At 44.2% G+C, this 17769-nt stretch carries 14 protein-coding genes and 1 rRNA gene; 5 read left to right on the top strand and 10 right to left on the bottom strand.

The annotated features are described in order from the left end of the window. Positions 1 to 262: 262 nt before the first annotated feature. From FHS60_RS00075 to FHS60_RS00050, 6 genes are all read right to left on the bottom strand, one after another. Positions 263 to 2659 (bottom strand): zinc-dependent metalloprotease, encoded by a 2397-nt coding sequence (locus tag FHS60_RS00075; RefSeq protein WP_183693303.1) that lies wholly within the window; start codon positions 2657 to 2659, stop codon positions 263 to 265. A gap of 22 nt (positions 2660 to 2681) precedes the next feature. After that, complete coding sequence (locus tag FHS60_RS00070; protein ID WP_183693300.1) at positions 2682 to 3389, bottom strand: hypothetical protein; 708 nt, start codon at positions 3387 to 3389, stop codon at positions 2682 to 2684. Positions 3390 to 3448: 59 nt separating this feature from the next. Then, positions 3449 to 4867, bottom strand: a complete 1419-nt coding sequence (rlmD, locus tag FHS60_RS00065; RefSeq protein ID WP_183693297.1) for a 23S rRNA (uracil(1939)-C(5))-methyltransferase RlmD — start codon at positions 4865 to 4867, stop codon at positions 3449 to 3451. Between the two features lie 133 nt (positions 4868 to 5000). Beyond that, on the bottom strand, positions 5001 to 6017 hold the full coding sequence (mutY, locus tag FHS60_RS00060) for an A/G-specific adenine glycosylase (protein ID WP_183694304.1): 1017 nt from the start codon (positions 6015 to 6017) through the stop codon (positions 5001 to 5003). 119 nt (positions 6018 to 6136) lie between these two features. Next, complete coding sequence (locus FHS60_RS00055) at positions 6137 to 7186, bottom strand: mannose-1-phosphate guanylyltransferase (protein WP_183693295.1); 1050 nt, start codon at positions 7184 to 7186, stop codon at positions 6137 to 6139. Positions 7187 to 7194: 8 nt separating this feature from the next. Next, a complete protein-coding gene (locus FHS60_RS00050; RefSeq protein ID WP_183693292.1) occupies positions 7195 to 7578 on the bottom strand; it encodes a DUF1573 domain-containing protein in 384 nt (127 codons plus the stop codon). 127 nt (positions 7579 to 7705) lie between these two features. On the opposite strand from FHS60_RS00050, the gene ruvC reads away from it, so the two are divergent. From ruvC to FHS60_RS00025, 5 genes are all read left to right on the top strand, one after another. Then, positions 7706 to 8362, top strand: coding sequence for a crossover junction endodeoxyribonuclease RuvC (gene ruvC, locus FHS60_RS00045; RefSeq protein WP_183693289.1), 657 nt, complete (start codon positions 7706 to 7708; stop codon positions 8360 to 8362). A 9-nt stretch (positions 8363 to 8371) separates the two neighbouring features. After that, positions 8372 to 8848: a hypothetical protein gene (locus tag FHS60_RS00040; protein ID WP_183693286.1), complete on the top strand. Its 477-nt coding sequence runs from the start codon at positions 8372 to 8374 to the stop codon at positions 8846 to 8848. A 505-nt stretch (positions 8849 to 9353) separates the two neighbouring features. Beyond that, positions 9354 to 9551 (top strand): hypothetical protein, encoded by a 198-nt coding sequence (locus FHS60_RS00035; RefSeq protein ID WP_183693283.1) that lies wholly within the window; start codon positions 9354 to 9356, stop codon positions 9549 to 9551. A 7-nt stretch (positions 9552 to 9558) separates the two neighbouring features. Beyond that, positions 9559 to 11049, top strand: a complete 1491-nt coding sequence (locus tag FHS60_RS00030; RefSeq protein ID WP_244957378.1) for a hypothetical protein — start codon at positions 9559 to 9561, stop codon at positions 11047 to 11049. Between the two features lie 42 nt (positions 11050 to 11091). Beyond that, positions 11092 to 12441 (top strand): coiled-coil domain-containing protein, encoded by a 1350-nt coding sequence (locus FHS60_RS00025; RefSeq protein ID WP_244957377.1) that lies wholly within the window; start codon positions 11092 to 11094, stop codon positions 12439 to 12441. Between the two features lie 115 nt (positions 12442 to 12556). Here the strand turns inward: FHS60_RS00025 and FHS60_RS00020 are convergent, their stop codons facing one another. From FHS60_RS00020 to rrf, 4 genes are all read right to left on the bottom strand, one after another. Then, the gene (locus FHS60_RS00020) at positions 12557 to 13642 is read right to left on the bottom strand and encodes a glycosyltransferase family protein (protein ID WP_183693280.1); all 1086 of its coding nucleotides are present in this window, start codon (positions 13640 to 13642) and stop codon (positions 12557 to 12559) included. 90 nt (positions 13643 to 13732) lie between these two features. Beyond that, positions 13733 to 14473: a YebC/PmpR family DNA-binding transcriptional regulator gene (locus tag FHS60_RS00015; RefSeq protein ID WP_183693277.1), complete on the bottom strand. Its 741-nt coding sequence runs from the start codon at positions 14471 to 14473 to the stop codon at positions 13733 to 13735. 105 nt (positions 14474 to 14578) lie between these two features. Next, complete coding sequence (gene pheT / locus FHS60_RS00010; protein ID WP_183693274.1) at positions 14579 to 17119, bottom strand: phenylalanine--tRNA ligase subunit beta; 2541 nt, start codon at positions 17117 to 17119, stop codon at positions 14579 to 14581. A 353-nt stretch (positions 17120 to 17472) separates the two neighbouring features. Continuing rightward, a 5S ribosomal RNA gene (gene rrf, locus FHS60_RS00005) occupies positions 17473 to 17584 on the bottom strand. Between the last annotated feature and the right edge of the window lie 185 nt (positions 17585 to 17769).

Below are 17769 nucleotides of genomic sequence, written 5' to 3'. Positions count from 1 at the left end.
TCCTTATTGCGTTTGAAAATATCCTTATTGTATTTACAATTTTGATAGAAAGAATTGCAAAAAGGCTTGTTTTTGTGGTGCGTAAAAAAGGCGTTATTTCCGTCCGCAGGTATTCGCGTTAGATTTCAAGCCACCCTCAGAGCTGTAAACTGCGAATTGGTTTGACTTTCAGTAATCTATTCATCAACAAAAAACCAGCCCTACCGAGAAGCTATTTTGAGAATAACATCCCGATAGGGCTGGCTATTTTGAGGAATACGATTTATTTAATCACCAAAGCGCGATCGATAGCATCCACTAAGGAAGCGTTGTGGGCTTGCGTCTTAGCATTAGCCACTGGCATACTCAGTTTTTTGCGTAGTTGCTTCAGTGTTGACAGCACAGCAGGGCGAGCATCATTAGAAAGACTTGCCGATTTGAAGAAGTCAATCAGATTCTGCACATAAAGCTTCTGCACATCACGCGTATATTGAGAAGGCGTACCGTTCTTGAAAATATAGTTTGTGAGGTCTTGCAAATACTCTGGAGCCTGGTATTCAGCATTCAGGCTATTGAGCAGAGAGGTGTTTACGAGCAGCATCATCGTGCGTGCAGCTATGCCGTATGTAGCGTTATTTACATCGGGGAAGAGACTCTGTACATAAGCTGGCTCACGGAACCAAGTAGGCTCTGTGATAACATTATCAGCAACAAACTTCAAGCATTCTTTCTGACGAGCCTTGCTGACATTGATATACACATTTCCACCATTGTCCACCGTACCATAATTCTTGTAGACACCACCTATATTGCGGATAACGTGCCCCATATAACGGAGGAATTGCCCCATCATTTGCTGGTACATTGACTTGAGATTTGTGGAATAAATATCGTTGCTCTGATAGGTCCATTCGGGCAACTGTGGCAACATACGTTTCAAGTTGCGAATACCATAATAAGAAGCCTTGATAGCATCATCGCCCAAGTCCTCAGTTTGGCAGCGGCTGTCGCGAGTAGTATTCGTTTCACCATCACCAAACCAAATGCGCGACTGAGCACTAATTTTAGAGTCGACACGAGCATTGGCATAAGCCTCTTTCGTCATCTTCTCGAGTTCATAATGGTCGCTATTGTCGTCAAAAGCATTCCACATCGGAGTATAGCCCCACTTGATAGCCCATATATCATAGTCGCCAATGCGCGGGAAGATTCCCGTGCGCGAAATTCCGTCTTCAGGTTGCGCTACATAGTTGAAACGAGCGTAGTCCATAATGGACGGTGTGTGGCCGTGAGCCTCAACGAATGCTTTGTTGCGAAGACTGTCGACAGGAACTGTGCTGCTTGAGCCGAAGTTGTGGCGAAGGCCAAGCGTGTGGCCCACTTCATGAGAAGAAACAAAGCGAATGAGCTCGCCCATTAGTTCGGTGTCGTATTTCATCTTGCGAGCAGCCTCATCAAGCGTTCCGGCTTGAATCATATACCAGTCGTGAACAAGCGTCATCACGTTGTGGTACCAGCAGATATGGCTTTCCAAAATTTCGCCTGAACGCGGATCGTGAACCTGAGGGCCGTAAGCGTTTTCTATCGGAGCTGCCAAATAGCGGATCACGCTGTAGCGTGCATCCTCCATACTCATCGTTTTGTCAGAATCAGGCCATTCTTTTGCAAGAATAGCATTTTTGAAACCAGCTGCCTCGAAGGCTTTCTGCCAATCCTCAACACCTTGAATCAAATACTTGCGCCATTGCTTCGGTGTGGCAGGGTCGATGTAGAAAGTAATAGGCTTCTTCGGCTCAACGAGTTCGCCGCGTTTCATCTTTTCCATATCAGCAGAATCTTTCGGTTCTAAACGCCAACGAGTGATAAAACGTTTCGGCTCTACACGCTGCTGATTGTCACTAAAATACACAAAATCGTCAGTGAAATAGCCCACGCGCGGATCGAACAAACGGCGCATCATCGGCTTCTTAGGAAGGAGAACAAAAGAGATGTTCAAACCGAAAGTTACCTTACCTGTAGCAGATGCTGCCATACTGCGCGGTTGCTGCGACATAAAGGTTCTAACCAAACGAATCTCAGTGTTCATAGGGAAAGTCTTGACACTTTCAACGTAGGAAAGTTGCGGCAAGAAACCCGTGAGGCCGAAATTCTGCTTGTAGTATTGAGGTACACTAAACGCTGCATTATCGTCGTTTAGCAAAGAGGTTACTTTGACTTTATACATACCCTTTGCATGGCTTTCTATTTTGAAAGCAGCCACAATAGGGTTGGTATTGCTGATAGTTACTGCACGATTGATAGCATCAATAGAATCAGCAGTATTCATCAAGATGTTTGAGCGCATCAAAAGCTTATCGCCAGGTGCTTTCTCAAAATAGATTGTCTGCTGATTCACTTGCTCACCAGCAAACTTACCAACATTGGCAGGAGCTTGCGTGAGGCGCACAGTGGTTAAGAACTCGCGGGACAAAAGACTATCAGCGATTTCAAAGAAATAGTCTTCACCTTGCTTTGTCACGGTGAACAGACCTTTCGTAGTCTCTGGTTTTGCAGCAGATGCCTGTTGTCCGCCTGCTGAAGCCGCTGTAGCAGAAGGCTTTGCAGACTGTTTTTTCTTCCGAGCAGTTGCTGGCATAGCAAGCAGCAGGCCGCAAAGAATTAATGGAAAAACATGTTTCATAGGTGTATAAAAAAGATTGATATTATATTTTGAGAATTTCTTTTTTGAAGAGTTCGTAAGAACCGTCCAAACGACTCAACTCATAGTCGCGCAAACGGAGGGAGAAAGTTCCCGGAAGTTCGCCAAGGGCAAAATAGGACTGCAAGATACTTGCCATATTATAGCTCAAGTTATCGCCGCGTTGCATTAGCTGAATACTATAGGTGCGCAAGAGCTTAGTGTCGTGCTCCACCTTTTTGAGCTGTTGGAACAATTCGTAATAACACGGCAACGTTCCTGCTGACAAGAGATAGAAAGCTTGCGCGGGTATGTCGTCAGAACAAAACAAATGCAGAAGTGAACGGACTTCTTCCACTGTGCGAACTACGGGCAAAAGAGTAAGCAAGAGTTTTCTACAATCTATCGGACTGGCCACTTCGGCAAACTTCTGTAATGTAAGAACATCGAGTTTGAACTGACCTGCAGAATAGAGCGTAATGGCAGCTTTGAGAAAGGTACCAAGATAGGCTTTTGAATTGGAAGAAACCAGAACAAGAAAAGAGTTCCAAAAAACAGTCTCGCTATTGGCCAACTCAGACAAGAGCTTCTCCCCGAGCAAGAAGCCTGCAGTTCGAAAGTCTTGATGGGACAGTCCCTCTAAAAAAGAACGCAATCCCTGAATATCGCCTGCGACCAGATAGGCTTGCAGACGACGTTCAAGGACTGGATTATGTCGCTTCAGTATGGACATTTTTATAAAAAATGGCTGTGGCAAATGACAAGAAGAAGTCATTTACCACGACCCTTATCTTATTTTCGAGTTAGTAAGACAACATTTTCCACATGCTGTGTGTGGGGGAACATATCTACAGGCTGTACCTTGACAACCTTATATTTTTCATCCAGCAATTGGAGATCGCGCGCCTGCGTAGCCGGATTGCAGCTGACATAAACGATGCGTTCTGGAGCAGCATTGAGAATCACATTGACAACATCTGCGTGCATTCCCGCGCGCGGTGGATCGGTGATAATCACATCAGGCCGACCGTATTGCTCAATGAAGTCATCGTTCAGAACATCCTTCATATCGCCCGCAAAAAAGAGCGTGTTGTCGAGTTTGTTTAAGGCTGCGTTCACTTTCGCGTCTTCAATAGCCTCTGGAACGTACTCAATCCCGATTACCTGCCGCGCCTGATGAGCCACAAAGTTGGCAATCGTTCCCGTACCCGTATAAAGATCGTAGACAAGTTCTTTACCAGTCAATCCAGCAAAGTTGCGCGCCACTTTATAAAGTTCATAGGCCTGTTCCGTATTCGTTTGATAGAAGCTCTTCGGTCCTACTTTGAAACGAAGATCCTCCATCGTTTCGTAGATATAGTCGTGGCCAGCGTAGATCTGAATGTCTAAGTCGCCAATCGTATCATTACATTTCTGATTGTCCACCCACAAGAGAGAAGAAACCTCAGGGAAGTTGACGTGTATCCACTCCATCAGTGCCATAGCCTTTGGCTGATCGTCGGCATCTTTCAAACAGAATTGCACGACTAACATCACCTCGCCCGTGACCGATGTGCGAATCATCATGTTGCGCAAAAGGCCTTCCTGCTTGCGGAGATCGAAGAATGTCAAGGCATTATCAAAAGCGTACTGGCGGATACCATTGCGCAAACGGTTGTTAATGTCTTCCATAAGCCAGCATTCGTCAATGTCGAGTATCTTATCAAAAGCTCCAGGGATATGAAAACCTGCGGCATTCATATTCTCGAATGTCTCACCCGAAGAAATCTGCTCTTTCGTCAACCATTTTTTATTGGAAAAGCCAAACTCCAATTTGTTGCGGTATTGCTTAATGTGCTTGCTGCCGAGTATCGGAGAAATCTCGGGAAGTTCCACTTTGCCAATACGGGTCAAGACATCTGTCACCTGCTGCTGTTTGTAGGTAAGTTGCTCCTCGTAGGGAAGAATCTCCCATTTGCAACCGCCACAAACACCATAGTGCTTGCAAAAAGGCTCGCAACGCTTCTCAGAATACTTATAAATTTTAACAGCTTCGGCTTCAGCATAAGAATGCTTCTTTCTCGTTAGCTGCAAGTCTACAACATCTCCAGGTACAACATAAGGAACAAAAATTACCATCCCATCAACGCGCGCTAAGGCTTTTCCCTCAGCTGCCACATCGGTTATTTCGATTTGCTCCAATAAAGGAAGCGGCTTTTTCTTTCGACTCATTAGTATATATGTAATCTATTGCAAAGATACACAATTATAGCGAAAACCACAGAATTGACTCCTGTTTGCAGAAAGATATAGTTCTATTGTCATCGTGTTTTGAAACCATCCGTTTGAGGATAAAGAGATTCACTCAGAGCATGGAATAAAGGCGCGTGACAAGTCGAGGAGCAGCAAACTCACTGCGCACTTTCTCTTCAACAACGGTATAACCGCGCTCAATTAGAATGGAAAATGCCTCAGCAGGCACGTTCACTTCGTAACAATCAGCCAGCAAAACACGATGGGTCAAGACGTGCTTCACACCTTCTGCCACCAAACGGTAGCGAGAATCCAAAGGCAGATCAGCAGAACGGACTACTTCATCGAATTCTACCTTGTGGTTAAACTCAAACAAAGGTGGTTCGTAGAGACCTTGCCAAATATCGCCCGCACCTCTACGATGCAAAAGAATTTTCCCCTCACATCGAATATAGAGATACACAAAATAACGCGTTTTTACTTCCGTTTTTTTTGACTTCACAGGAAGTTGATCAACAGAAGTTGTAGAGAAAGCCACACAAGTATTAGCCAACGGACAATCTGTACACTGAGGGCTCTGCGGAGTACACTGCAATGCGCCAAAATCCATAAGAGCTTGGTTGTAATCTCCCGGATGTTGCTCATCAAGCAGTTGTTGTGCCAACTCGCGAAAGACTCTTTTTCCCATTGTTGTATCTATAGGGGTGAAAATCCCAAAATGGCGTGCCAATACGCGGTAAACATTTCCATCGACAACGGCTGTAGGCAATCCGAAAGCAAAGGAAGAAATGGCAGCCGCCGTGTAATCTCCTACCCCTTTTAGTGTGCGAATTTCTTCATAGGTTGTAGGAAAATGTCCGAGAGCCGCAATTGTTTTTGCTGCTGCATGAAGATTTCGCGCACGGGAGTAATAGCCCAGTCCCTGCCACTGCTGCATCACTTCATCCTCACTGGCGGCAGCTAAAACAAAGACATCGGGGAAGCGCTCTAAGAAACGCAAATAATAGTCATACCCCTGCACCACTCGCGTTTGTTGCAAGATGATTTCAGAAATCCAAATGCGATAAGGGTCTTTCGTGTCGCGCCACGGCAAAGAGCGTTTGTGCTCCTCATACCACTTCAGCAACACGCTGGCAAACTTCGAGGAGAAAAGAAACGAGTTACCAAGCAATGCCTCGCAACTCGTATCAGATTTCTCGTATGTTTTGGTCTGTCTGTCTAACGACTCATTTTTTATACGGCCTTTTTTCAATCGTGGAATAATTTAATGCGTTGTTCTTCGCTTAGTTTACAAATCAGCAGTGTACCATTGCGCTCGGCAACAACATAGCCATCCAAGCCTTGTACTACTACTTTCTTCAACTTCTCAGCATGCACCACGCAGTTGAAACTATCGTAGAAATTTATGTCCTGTCCTATTCCGGCATTGCCATATCGGTCCTTCTGGCTATTGTCACGAAGAGACGTCCATGTGCCGAGGTCGCTCCAACCGAACGAAGCTGGACAGACAAAGATTTCTTCTGCCTTTTCCAAAATGGCATAGTCCACACTGATATTCTCAAGCGACGGATAGAGTTCATTGATACGTTCTTGTTCTTCTGCCGTGTCGTAAACAGGAGTTAAACGTTCGAAGGCTTTCGACATATCGGGCTCGTAAACGCGGAAAGCATTGATAATTGTAGATACGCTCCAGATGAAGATTCCTGAATTCCACAAATAGTTATCATGCTTCACATATTCCTCAGCCAGTTCGAGATTGGGTTTTTCTTTAAAAGAGTCGACACGGAAAATATCCTTTTTCCTACTGGAAGAGAAGGTCAAATCAGCCTTGATATAGCCGTATCCCGTTTCGGGGCGCGTAGGGCGCATCCCGAGGGTTACTATGGCGTCGGTCTCAGCCGAAAACTCCATAGCATTCTCTACGATGCTGCGGAAAGTTGAGGAATCGAGCACCACATGGTCGCTAGGCGTTACCACAATATTAGCACGCGGATCGCGCTTCTTGATTTTGTAGGATACATAGCAAATGCACGGAGCAGTGTTGCGGCGACACGGCTCGAAAAGCACATTTGCGACAGGCACTTCGGGTAATTGCTCAGCAATAGTTGCTTTGTACTTTTCCGAGGTAACAATCCAGATGTTCTCCATCGGTACTATGTCCTTAAATCTATCAACTGTCAGCTGGATCAAAGTCTTGCCACAGCCCAACACATCCAAGAATTGCTTTGGAACAGCCTCACTACTCAGCGGCCAAAAGCGGCTACCAACGCCGCCTGCCATAATGACTAAATGATTCATCGGTTTCTCTACTTATCTTCTTGAGTGGTTCCTTCTATATATATACGCACCAAACTATTTGAAGCATTGGAACGAACCGTCACAGGTTTCTTAAATGGACCTGCATACGTATTCTTACCATCATAAGTAACCTTCACTTCACCTTTCTTGCCTGGCTCTATGGGTTGCTTAGTGAAATCGGCCACGGTGCACCCGCAACTGCTAAACGCTTGCTGAATCACCAGCGGTTTGTCACCCGTATTCGTAAAAGAGAACGTAACCGTCTGCGGTTTGGATATAGAAAAAGTTCCAAAGTTATGCGTTGTCTTATCGAACTTAATCACAGCCTGCGCATTCAGGCTTTGGAATACGGCTGCCAAAAGTATTGAAAATAAGAATAAAACTTTCTTCATAATCTCAATTTTAATTTGGTATAGGAAGCGAAGATAGGAATTTATCTTAATAATAAGGTTATTTAGCATTATAAATCACACTTTTTCAGACGTAATACACTATATTTGCTCCAGAATCCACATAATTATGCCCATAACTTCTCTACCCATTTCTACTCTTGACAGCCCCGACAGAGTGATTCTTGGTATCGATCCTGGTACCAACTTTCTTGGCTATGGCATTATTCGAAAGCAGGGGCGCAAAGTGGAAATGCTGGCTATGGGCATTATTGATCTTCACAAAGTGGCAGATATCTATCTGAAACTAGGTCGTATCTATGAGCGCATACAAGGTATTATAGATTCCTACCTACCCGATGAGCTGGCCATCGAAGCTCCTTTTTTTGGAAAGAATGTGCAAAGTATGCTCAAACTTGGGCGAGCACAAGGCGTTGCCATTGCAGCGGCCATGAGTCGGCAGATACCGATCTACGAATATGCCCCACTAAAAATTAAGCAGGCCATCACGGGCAACGGGCAGGCTTCAAAGGAGCAAGTGGCTGAGATGATGAAGCGTATGCTCCATCTGCGCGATGAACAGATGCTCTCCTATCTCGACGCCACTGATGCACTCGCCGCCGCATATTGCCACTATTTGCAGTCGGGCCATGAAAATCGCACCGAAGGAGCTCCTCGCTCGTGGAAATCATTTGTCAATCACAATCAAAATCGAGTGAGTTCTGGTCTTACTGGCCCACAGCAACGATTGGCTGCAGCTTTGGCAAAAACTAATAAGAAAGTCTGATTAACTACTATGTTGAAAAAATCACTAATTTTTCTCTTTCTTCTCAGCATTGTTGCAACCGCAAAAGCCCAGGAAGTGTACAATTACGTACTGAATAATGCCACCCACACTGTTCAGTCACCCACAAGTGGTTTTACGCAAACACGCATCGCACAATTCAAGCAAACGGCATTGATATATCTGCGCAAGAAAGCCCTGGAAACTATGCCCGAAGTGACGGATCAGTTTCTGAACACACAGGCCTATTATATGTCCGAATTTATCACCCTCTTCTTCGATGAAATCCTCAAGAGCAAAAAGCAGGACAGCGAGAAGAAGAAAGCCAAGATTATGCTGTTTATGGATGCCAGCAAGAGCAACCCGCTCTTCGATGATACGGACACAGAAACAACCGACTCCTACATCTTGGAAGGTAACCAGCTCACGCCTTTCTCCCTCAACACCGACTGGCCACGAGCTTACGCTGCTGCAAAAGACAACATATAAATAAATACTCCAACCCTATAGACAAATAGCCTTATTGCGTTCAAAAAATACAATAAGGCTATTTTTTTATACAATAAGGCTGTCAGCTGACATCCTTATTGCGTCAGCCGACACAATAAGGAAATTCTCAACCTTCTGCATTACTGCTTTTTTCCTTTATCATACTCTCGAAGAATAGACACAAAGATGCAGAAAGCTGAAACTATGATAAAGAAAATACGCTTCTTTATACGGAAAAACACATCAAAAGTGATGCTCTTTCCAATGATTTATACATTTCATTGCCATTATTTTTCTAAAAAACACATCAAGATAAAATTTAAAGAACCTGTCAGTAATAATCACTTAATAGTCAATAGATTTAAACTCAAATATGTCCGATTTTGACAGGTACGTAAAATGAAAAAAGTCCGATTTTGACAGAAATTTTGTCCGATAATGATAATTATACCAATGAATATACCCATAATTTTGCCTCATAAGTCAAGGAATAAAAAAAGGTATCATGGCGGAACGGACTAAAAATAAACCTACGCCAAAACAAAGGCGGAGTATGCAGTATTCGGAAGATATTTTCCAACTGTTCGAAACCATTCATGAGTTGATTAGCTTTGAATTTGACCAGCGTGGACTAATAAAGGAGAAAAAACCTCCTAAAAATAAACCTCCTATTATGAAAGAGAAGCCCCCCGAAAAGAAGTAGCCCATTTATGGCAGTAGATCACAAATATCTTTTATCGCTTAAAACGATACTTACTACAAAAGAAGCATTTACTAACCTCAACGCCCCAGCCTCCGATACGGCGTTGCTCCTGGAAGGAGTTGTAACGGGAGGCACCTTGAACCTCATGAACAACCGACAAACCAAACCGCTCATCCCGCCGCTCAGCGGCAGATGGACAAAGATGGGGCTCAGTGTTCTGTTTTTCTCAACGCTATCCGTCAGTGCATTAGCACAGACGAACGATGGAAAGAGAACACTGCCTCCACAGAATCAAAACAGTGAGCTTCGCACCCGCACCTGGAGCATCTATGCCGAAGGCGGATTGTCATGGTCCACAGATGTATGGTATCAGAACATCAACGCTAAAAAAAGCTATAATCAATCTCCCGCAGTAGGAGGTGGCGTTGACTTTACGATTCGTCCTTGGGTGCGCGTAGGAGCTGAATATCTTTGGTCGCGCTATCGCCGGGAGCAACGCTTCTCCAAGCTTGATCCCACAACGATGCCCATTAAGGCGTATGGCAACTATCTGATGAACTACCACAACGCAAAGTTGGGCGTTGGTTTCAACGCTATGGAACTTTGGCCGCGCCGCCGCGCACAGTGGTTCAACATTTGGATTAGTACGGGAATCGGTTATACAACAGCCAAGGGCAATGAGCACGGCATCTTCTTTAGCAATACCAAGACACAAGGTGGACAGACTACGCCTATCGGAGAAGGTACAAGCATCAGCAACGATTCCGAAGTGACCATCACAGGCAATGTTCGCACAACGAACCGCCACGAGAACTTCGACAACTTCTACATTCCTGCAAGCTTACACTTCGAGGCAGATGTAACTCGCCGCTTCACCATTGGACTAAAAGGAGAAATGGACTGGCTCATCAAGCGCAAGGACATAGCTCCGAAGAATCTCATCGCAGGCCTTGCCACTGTTCGCTACAATTTCGTACCGAGCCGAGCAAAGGGACTGAAGACTTTCTACGACGGGGAAATCTCTTCACTCAACAATCGTATCAACGAGCTTCGACAAACTACTGCAGTCGAACGAGAACGAGCTGCCCGCGAGGCTGCAGAACGCCAGCGTTTGGAACGCGAAAATGCAGAATTGCAACGCAAACTCTCTGAGTGCAAGAATAAAGCCCCAGAACACATAGTCAAGGTAGAAGAAATCTCCCACTTTGTGCAGTTTGCAAACGATTCTTTCAAAATGAGCCGTGAAGAAGCCTATCGTCTGAAAATGTTTGCCCAGAGCGTGAAAGGACAGAAACTCGCCCTTGTGGCTGAAGCCAGTACGCCAGGACAAGCTGACTACAACCAACGCCTCTCTGAGAAACGATTGGAACAGGTGATCAAAGCACTCGTCAAAGAAGGCATTGCAAAAGCAGACATCACCCCTCAAATTGCCATCGGCGAGCGCGACGGAAAACCCACAGCCGAAGGAAGAAGGGTTACAATCAAAGTAGAAAAGTAAGTCCCAAAGATTTTATTGAATAAACATTTAAATCAAAGTAATATGAAACGTATTCAATCCATTATGTTTGCCATCACAATGCTGTTGGCAACGCCGGCTATCTTCACAGCATGTCAGGAAGATGCCCCTGAAATAAACTACACGATGAATGTGTCGGTCATCAACGACTTCACCAAGGTGGTGGAGGCCATCAACAACGGCTTCCTAAAGAACGAGGAGGCCATCAAGAAGCTCACCGAAACTATCGATAAGATGAACACTGATCAGAAGACCAAGTTGCAAGCCATCATCGATGTACTCACCTCCGTGAACGCCACGCTCGAGACCAAGCTCACGGCCATCGAGGCAGCCATGAAGGCGCAGACCCTCACCCTCGAGAGCAAGCTCACCCTCTTGGAGACAGCCATCAAGAACCAGACCCTCAAACAGGAGGAAATGGCAGACAAACTCATCACAGCTATCAACAACTTGCAAGGCAGCATGGAGACGAAGGTAGAAGCCATCACCGAGGCTATCAACAACGTGAACACCACGCTCCAGAGCAAACTCGCCCTCATTGAGGCGGCCATTAAGGCGCAGACTCTCTCGCTCGAGGCCAAACTCGATCTCATCGAAGCAGCCATCAAGGCGTTGCCCGACTACAGCTCGCAGCTTGCCGCTATCAAGACGGCCATCGAAAACCTGCCCGACTACGGCGACAAGCTCGCTGCCATCGAGGCCGCCATCAAGGCGATGCCGAACTACAGCGACAAGTTCGACGCCGTGACGACCGCACTTAATGCGATGAAAGCGCAGATTGAGGCACTCGGCACGGGACAGGCCAGCATCGTCGAAGCTATCAACAACACGACAGCCGCCATCAACGCTCTTATAGCAGCCGTGAACAGTGGCAACACCAGTGCTGCCGCAGCCCTTGCACAGATTATTCAGAAACTCAAAGAACTAAAAAACAAAATTGGAGGCGGTGTGGGAACACCTCTTGAAATCTTTAATGATATCGAGTTAAATGATATTATAGGTAAAGAGGCAGCAATGGACTATATACATGTAAAACCTACGGATTTAGATGCAAATAAGCTATTGGTTTACAAAACCAGAGATGGCCGATATGGAAAAATGTATGTATTGGAATATAAGATAGAAGGAACTTATCCATCTATGACCTTCAGTGCTGTTACTTACAATGCGGATGGCACTGTGTATAAGAGCGTTAATAGTCTGAAGGTAGGGAGTTATACTCGTGTAGACCTTGATGATATGAGAACTTGCAAGATAGGCAGTGAAGACGAATGGCTTGCTGGAGGGGATTTTGTCCTAACACAGGGAAGTTCAATCTTTTATAGTGATGATTCATATGATAGCAATGCTAAATTCTGCTTCTATGTACCTTAAAGCTTCTTTTCCCTGAGTTAAAATATTAAATCTCCTCCCATCCGTAATGATGGGAGGAGATTTTTCATTAAAGGAATAAACCAGTAGCTATTTGATTTTATCCTATATTCAGCTGCTACTCACCCCAAAAGTCGAGATATTGACGAGCAACTTTTAGATGGTCGTGATAGCGACGAATGTATTCACGGCTATCAGATTTTAACTGAAGAATATCAGCTTTTCGCTCCATTAAAAGACAGAGTTGGCGATAAACATCGTCTTCATTGGGCTGTACATTAACAATGGGTTTCAAATCTGTATCACCAAGAATGGCATAGTTTTCAGGTTCAGCTCCGCCCACAATGATCATACCATGCGACATGGCTTCAAGGGCATTCATTGCAGGCGTATAGGAATAAAGCTGATCAAGCAAAACATCTGAGCTGTTGAAAAGACGGATGTATTCGTCAAAAGGAACAGACTCGACACGCACTATTTCCATATCATTAGGATAACGCTGAGCTACACGCTCTAATGCACGCAACATAATATCCGTACCTTTGTAGACACTACGCGACTTTTGAATACCAATGAAAAAACGAAGAGGCTGATGAACACTTAAAGGGGATTCATCCACACGAATAGGGAAAGGGATGAATCGGAGTTTGTCAGCAAATTCGCGCCGATAGCTGGCATAGTACTCATATAAGCCTGCAATAATACCATCACAATCGGTCGCAATTTGACGATTAAGAAGGCCTTTAGTCCCATAAAGCCAATCGCGAATCCAAACGTTGTTATCAGAATTGTGGCGCAGTTGGTTGCCAAAATTAAAATCACTATAACGGAAAGTCTTACAATCGAGACAGGCACGAACGTAGTAATGGTCCATACCAAAAGCTCCCATAAAAACTTTCTTATTATATCGCCGCAAATCTTGATAGAATGGCAGAATACGCTCTCCTCTAAGTGGTAAGAATACAGGATTGATGAGTTGGACAACATCATAATCCCTGAACTTGCGGCATTTCCACTGGAGTTCAAAATAATAGCGCAAACTGCTCCAACGAGAGAGGGATGGACGACGAAGGTCGATATCGCGCGGATAGTTTTTCCAACCATCACCATCGGAAGCCACCGTTACATCATGGCCTAGTTCGCGCAATCCCGCAGCCAGCGTAGCGTGTACGTTGCTATAATCACCTAAGAGGAGTATGCGCATAAATCCTTATGTGTCTTGCAGTAATAAAAAAAAGAAAACAACAAGAGGGATTTTGCGCCCAGTCCTGTTGCTCTCTTTATAGTAAAAATCTTACTCAGCAGCTTCTTCTGCTGGCTTCATATTTGTATAAACCGTCTGAACGTCGTCGAAATCTTCAAGTTTCTCTACCATCTTATCAATGGTTTCACGCTCTTCAGGGGTTATTTCTTTCAGGTCATTGGGGATATAGGTAAATTCAGCACCTATCACTTCGAAACCTGCTTCTTCAAGATGTTTTTGAATTTCGCCGAAGCTCTTCGGATCACCATAAATAGTGATGCTGTCCTCTTCAGGGTCTTCATCGAATTCGTCCTCTACACCATAGTCAATAAGGTCGAGGATGAGTTCGTCCATATCAAGTCCTTCTTTACGCTTGATGGTGAAAACGGCCTTATGATCGAAGAGGAAAGCCAAAGAACCCATTGTGCCAAGGTTGCCATTAAACTTATTGAAGACACTGCGAACATCGCCCACTGTGCGAGTGGTGTTGTCGGTCAGCGTATCAACGAAGATGGCAACACCATGAGGGCCATAGCCTTCGTAGGTCATTGTCTTGTAGTCGCTCTGGTCTTTACCCATTGCGTTCTTAATGGCGCGCTCGATATTGTCCTTCGGCATATTCTCGCGCTTCGCGTTAGCGATGATAGCACGCAATGTAGGATTGTTTTCAGGTTCTGGGCCACCCGCCTTTACAGCAATAGCAATCTGCTTGCCGATTTTTGTAAACGTACGAGCCATATGGCCCCATCTCTTCATCTTAGATGCCTTACGATATTCAAATGCTCTTCCCATGGGAATCTATATTTTTTGTTATTTTTATTTTTGAAGTTTGAATTCTAGAGAATGTCTTTTGTGGCATAATACTCACACAACTGATAGCTCCAGTGCTGTTATTACTTATCTCAATTTAGCGTCTAACTGCTTCTGCAAACTCGTGATAATCTTATTCATGACAGCATCGACTTGCTTATCGTTCATCGTCTTCGTCTCGTCTTGCAAAGTGAAATTAACAGCATAGCTCTTCTTGCCTTCCTCAAGATTCTTTCCTTCATAAACATCGAAGAGGGTTACTTTCTTTAGCAATTTCTTATCTGCCTTATAAGCAATATCTTCAATCTGTTTGAACTGAACTTCCTTATTGACAAGCAGAGCAAGGTCACGGCTAACAGCTGGGTATTTGCTAATCTCTGTGAATTCGACTTTATTCTTGCGAGTCTTCTTCATCAGCTCTTTCCAATTGAGGTCGGCAAAGTAGACTTCATTCTCTAAACCTTGCGCGGCAGTAAGTTTCTTTGCAACAATACCGAACTCAAGTAACACCTTTCCGTTGCGGTCTGCCACTTGCAGGCTCTTGCTGAAAATATCAGCAGTACCATCTTGAATGAGCAAGCCTCCAAGTTGAACACCAAGACGCTGAAGAATACCCACGACATAGGCTTTCATTTCGTAAATACTAGAAGGCTCATTAGGATGTGCCCAGCTGCCTTCCACATGATTACCAGTCAGCCAAAGTCCTAAATGACACTCTTCTGAATAGGCTGCCATATGATTCTTTTCTGCTAGTTTTTCAAGTTCTCCTCCATCTTGGAAATCTTTTGCATTGGTGGTTTGATTCTCTCCTTCTGTAAACTGCTTGCGATGACTGGCATCGAAAGCGTAGACATTACCCAACTCAAAGAAACGAAGATTGGCGGCACGGCGATTCACATTGCGAGAAAGACTTTCTAAACCGCCGAAAAGCAAAGTCTGGCGCATTACGTTCAAATCTGAGCTCAAAGGATTGATGATATGAACCAAATGCTCTTTGGGATAACTCTTCAACTCATTATAATAAGCTTCTTTGGTAAGAGAATTATTCATAATCTCATTGAAGCCTTGGCCTATGAGCTGCTGAGCGATAAGCTTCTGCAACTTGTTACTACGATCAGCTTCACCTTCTACAGTCAGGCAAGAGTTCATAGTAGAGGGTATCTCAATGTTATTATAGCCATAAATACGCAGAATCTCTTCTACAACATCGCAAGGACGTTGCACATCAACACGATAAGCAGGAACGTGGAGTGTGAGTTCTGTTTCGCTTTCGGCTACAATCTCCATTTCCAAATTGGTAACGATCTCTTTGACCACTTCTCGCGGAAGTTCTTTGCCAACCAAATCATTAACATACTGGAAGTTTAAGACTACAGGGAAATACTTTGGAAGTTCGCTAGCCTCCACATCTTTAATTTCCATGCTAATAGAACCTCCAGCCAATTCCTTTGCAAGGAGAGCTGCTGCCTTCAGTGCATAAATTTGTCCATTGGGATCGATGCCACGCTCAAAACGAAAACTAGCATCAGTGCTTAAACCATGACGGCGAGCACTCTTTCGAATCCAGGTAGGATTGAAATAAGCACTTTCAAACAACACGTTCTTAGTTGTGGCATAAGTACCACTACCTTTACCGCCAAAAACACCGGCAATGCACATGGGCTCTTTTGTATTGCAGATGGCAAGGTCACGATCAGACAAAGTATGTTCTTCTCCATCAAGCGTAACAAAAGGAGTTCCTTCTGGCATTGATTTGATAATGACTTGCTGCCCTTCAACCATATCTGCATCAAAACAGTGAAGAGGCTGCCCGTAAGCCATCATTATATAATTTGTGATATCTACGATATTGTTAATAGGACGAAGGCCTATTGTTGTCAACTTCTTTTGCAGCCACTCAGGACTTTCCTTGACAACGCAGTCTTTTACTGTTACCGCACAATATCGTGGACAAGCTTCTGTATTTTCAACTTTAATATCAATAGTCAAATCTTCATTGTCTGTTGCAAAAGCATCAACATTGGGACGATGAAGACTTGTATTATAACCATTACGCTTTAGCCAAGCATAAAGGTCGCGAGCAACACCATAATGAGATGCCGCATCAATCCGATTTGCCGTCAAATCAACCTCAAGCAGAAAATCACTCTCCAAGTTAAAATACTCGGCAGCAGGAGTTCCAACTTTTGTATCTTCAGGCAAAACAATAATTCCATCATGACTTGTACCTACTCCTATCTCATCTTCAGCACAAATCATTCCGAAAGAATCTAAACCACGCAGTTTAGACTTCTTAATGATAAACTCTTTATCTCCATCATAAAGTTTAGCTCCTAAAGTGGCAACGATAACTTTCTGTCCAGCTGCAACATTGGCAGCCCCACAAACAATTTGGATAGGTTCTTCTTGCCCTAAGTCAACAGAACATACGTGCATATGATCTGAATTAGGATGTGGCTCACAAGAAAGAATATGGCCTACGACCAAACCTTTTAAACCGCCACGAATAGATTGTACTTCTTCAACACTGCCAACTTCCAAACCTATAGAAGTTAATGCAGCAGATAATTCTTCAGCCGAAAGATCAAAGTCGACATATTCCTTCAGCCATTTATAACTTACATTCATACGAATAAATTTGCTTTCATGAAATTGCCCAAAGGCAATGACTGGGACTTTGTATAGTCGAACGCAAAAATAATAGAAATAGGATGAAAAGCAAAGAAGAATGAAAGCTAACTGCCCTTAGCATACAGAGAGAGAAGGAAGAATCGTGATAAAAAGGACATAACAATGGCTATTCCTTCAATCTTCTCTCGCTCTCTTTATCTTTCCTCTAGCAGCCTCCACCACACTCAGATAAGTTCTATTCCCCTCGCAACTACGCAAGCCATAGATGAGCAGCTACCGTCAATCCCTTCTCCAAACACAAAAAAGACTCCCATCAGATTATTACTCTGATAGGAGTCTCTCTTATTGAAAAAAGGCGGCGACCTACTCTCCCGTCTTATGGACAGTACCATCGGCGCGACCGGGCTTAACTTCTCTGTTCGGAATGGTAAGAGGTGGAACCCCGGTGCTATAACCACCTAAATAAATCTGACAACATTGCACAATCATAACAAGAAACTTTTATAAAGTATCCCTGTACAGAAGTATGTCCGTATCTGAACACTTCTGAACGTTACTACACAAAAGTACCTCTTCAGTATAGCTGACTCTGGAGGACTAGAAGTTTCGGGCTATTAGTAATGCTCGGCTTTGCCATTGCTGACTTT

Origin of the sequence: Alloprevotella rava, assembly GCF_014195585.1 — a bacterium.
GTDB classification, from domain to species: domain Bacteria; phylum Bacteroidota; class Bacteroidia; order Bacteroidales; family Bacteroidaceae; genus Alloprevotella; species Alloprevotella rava.
This window is presented reverse-complemented; position numbering and strand designations above follow the sequence as displayed.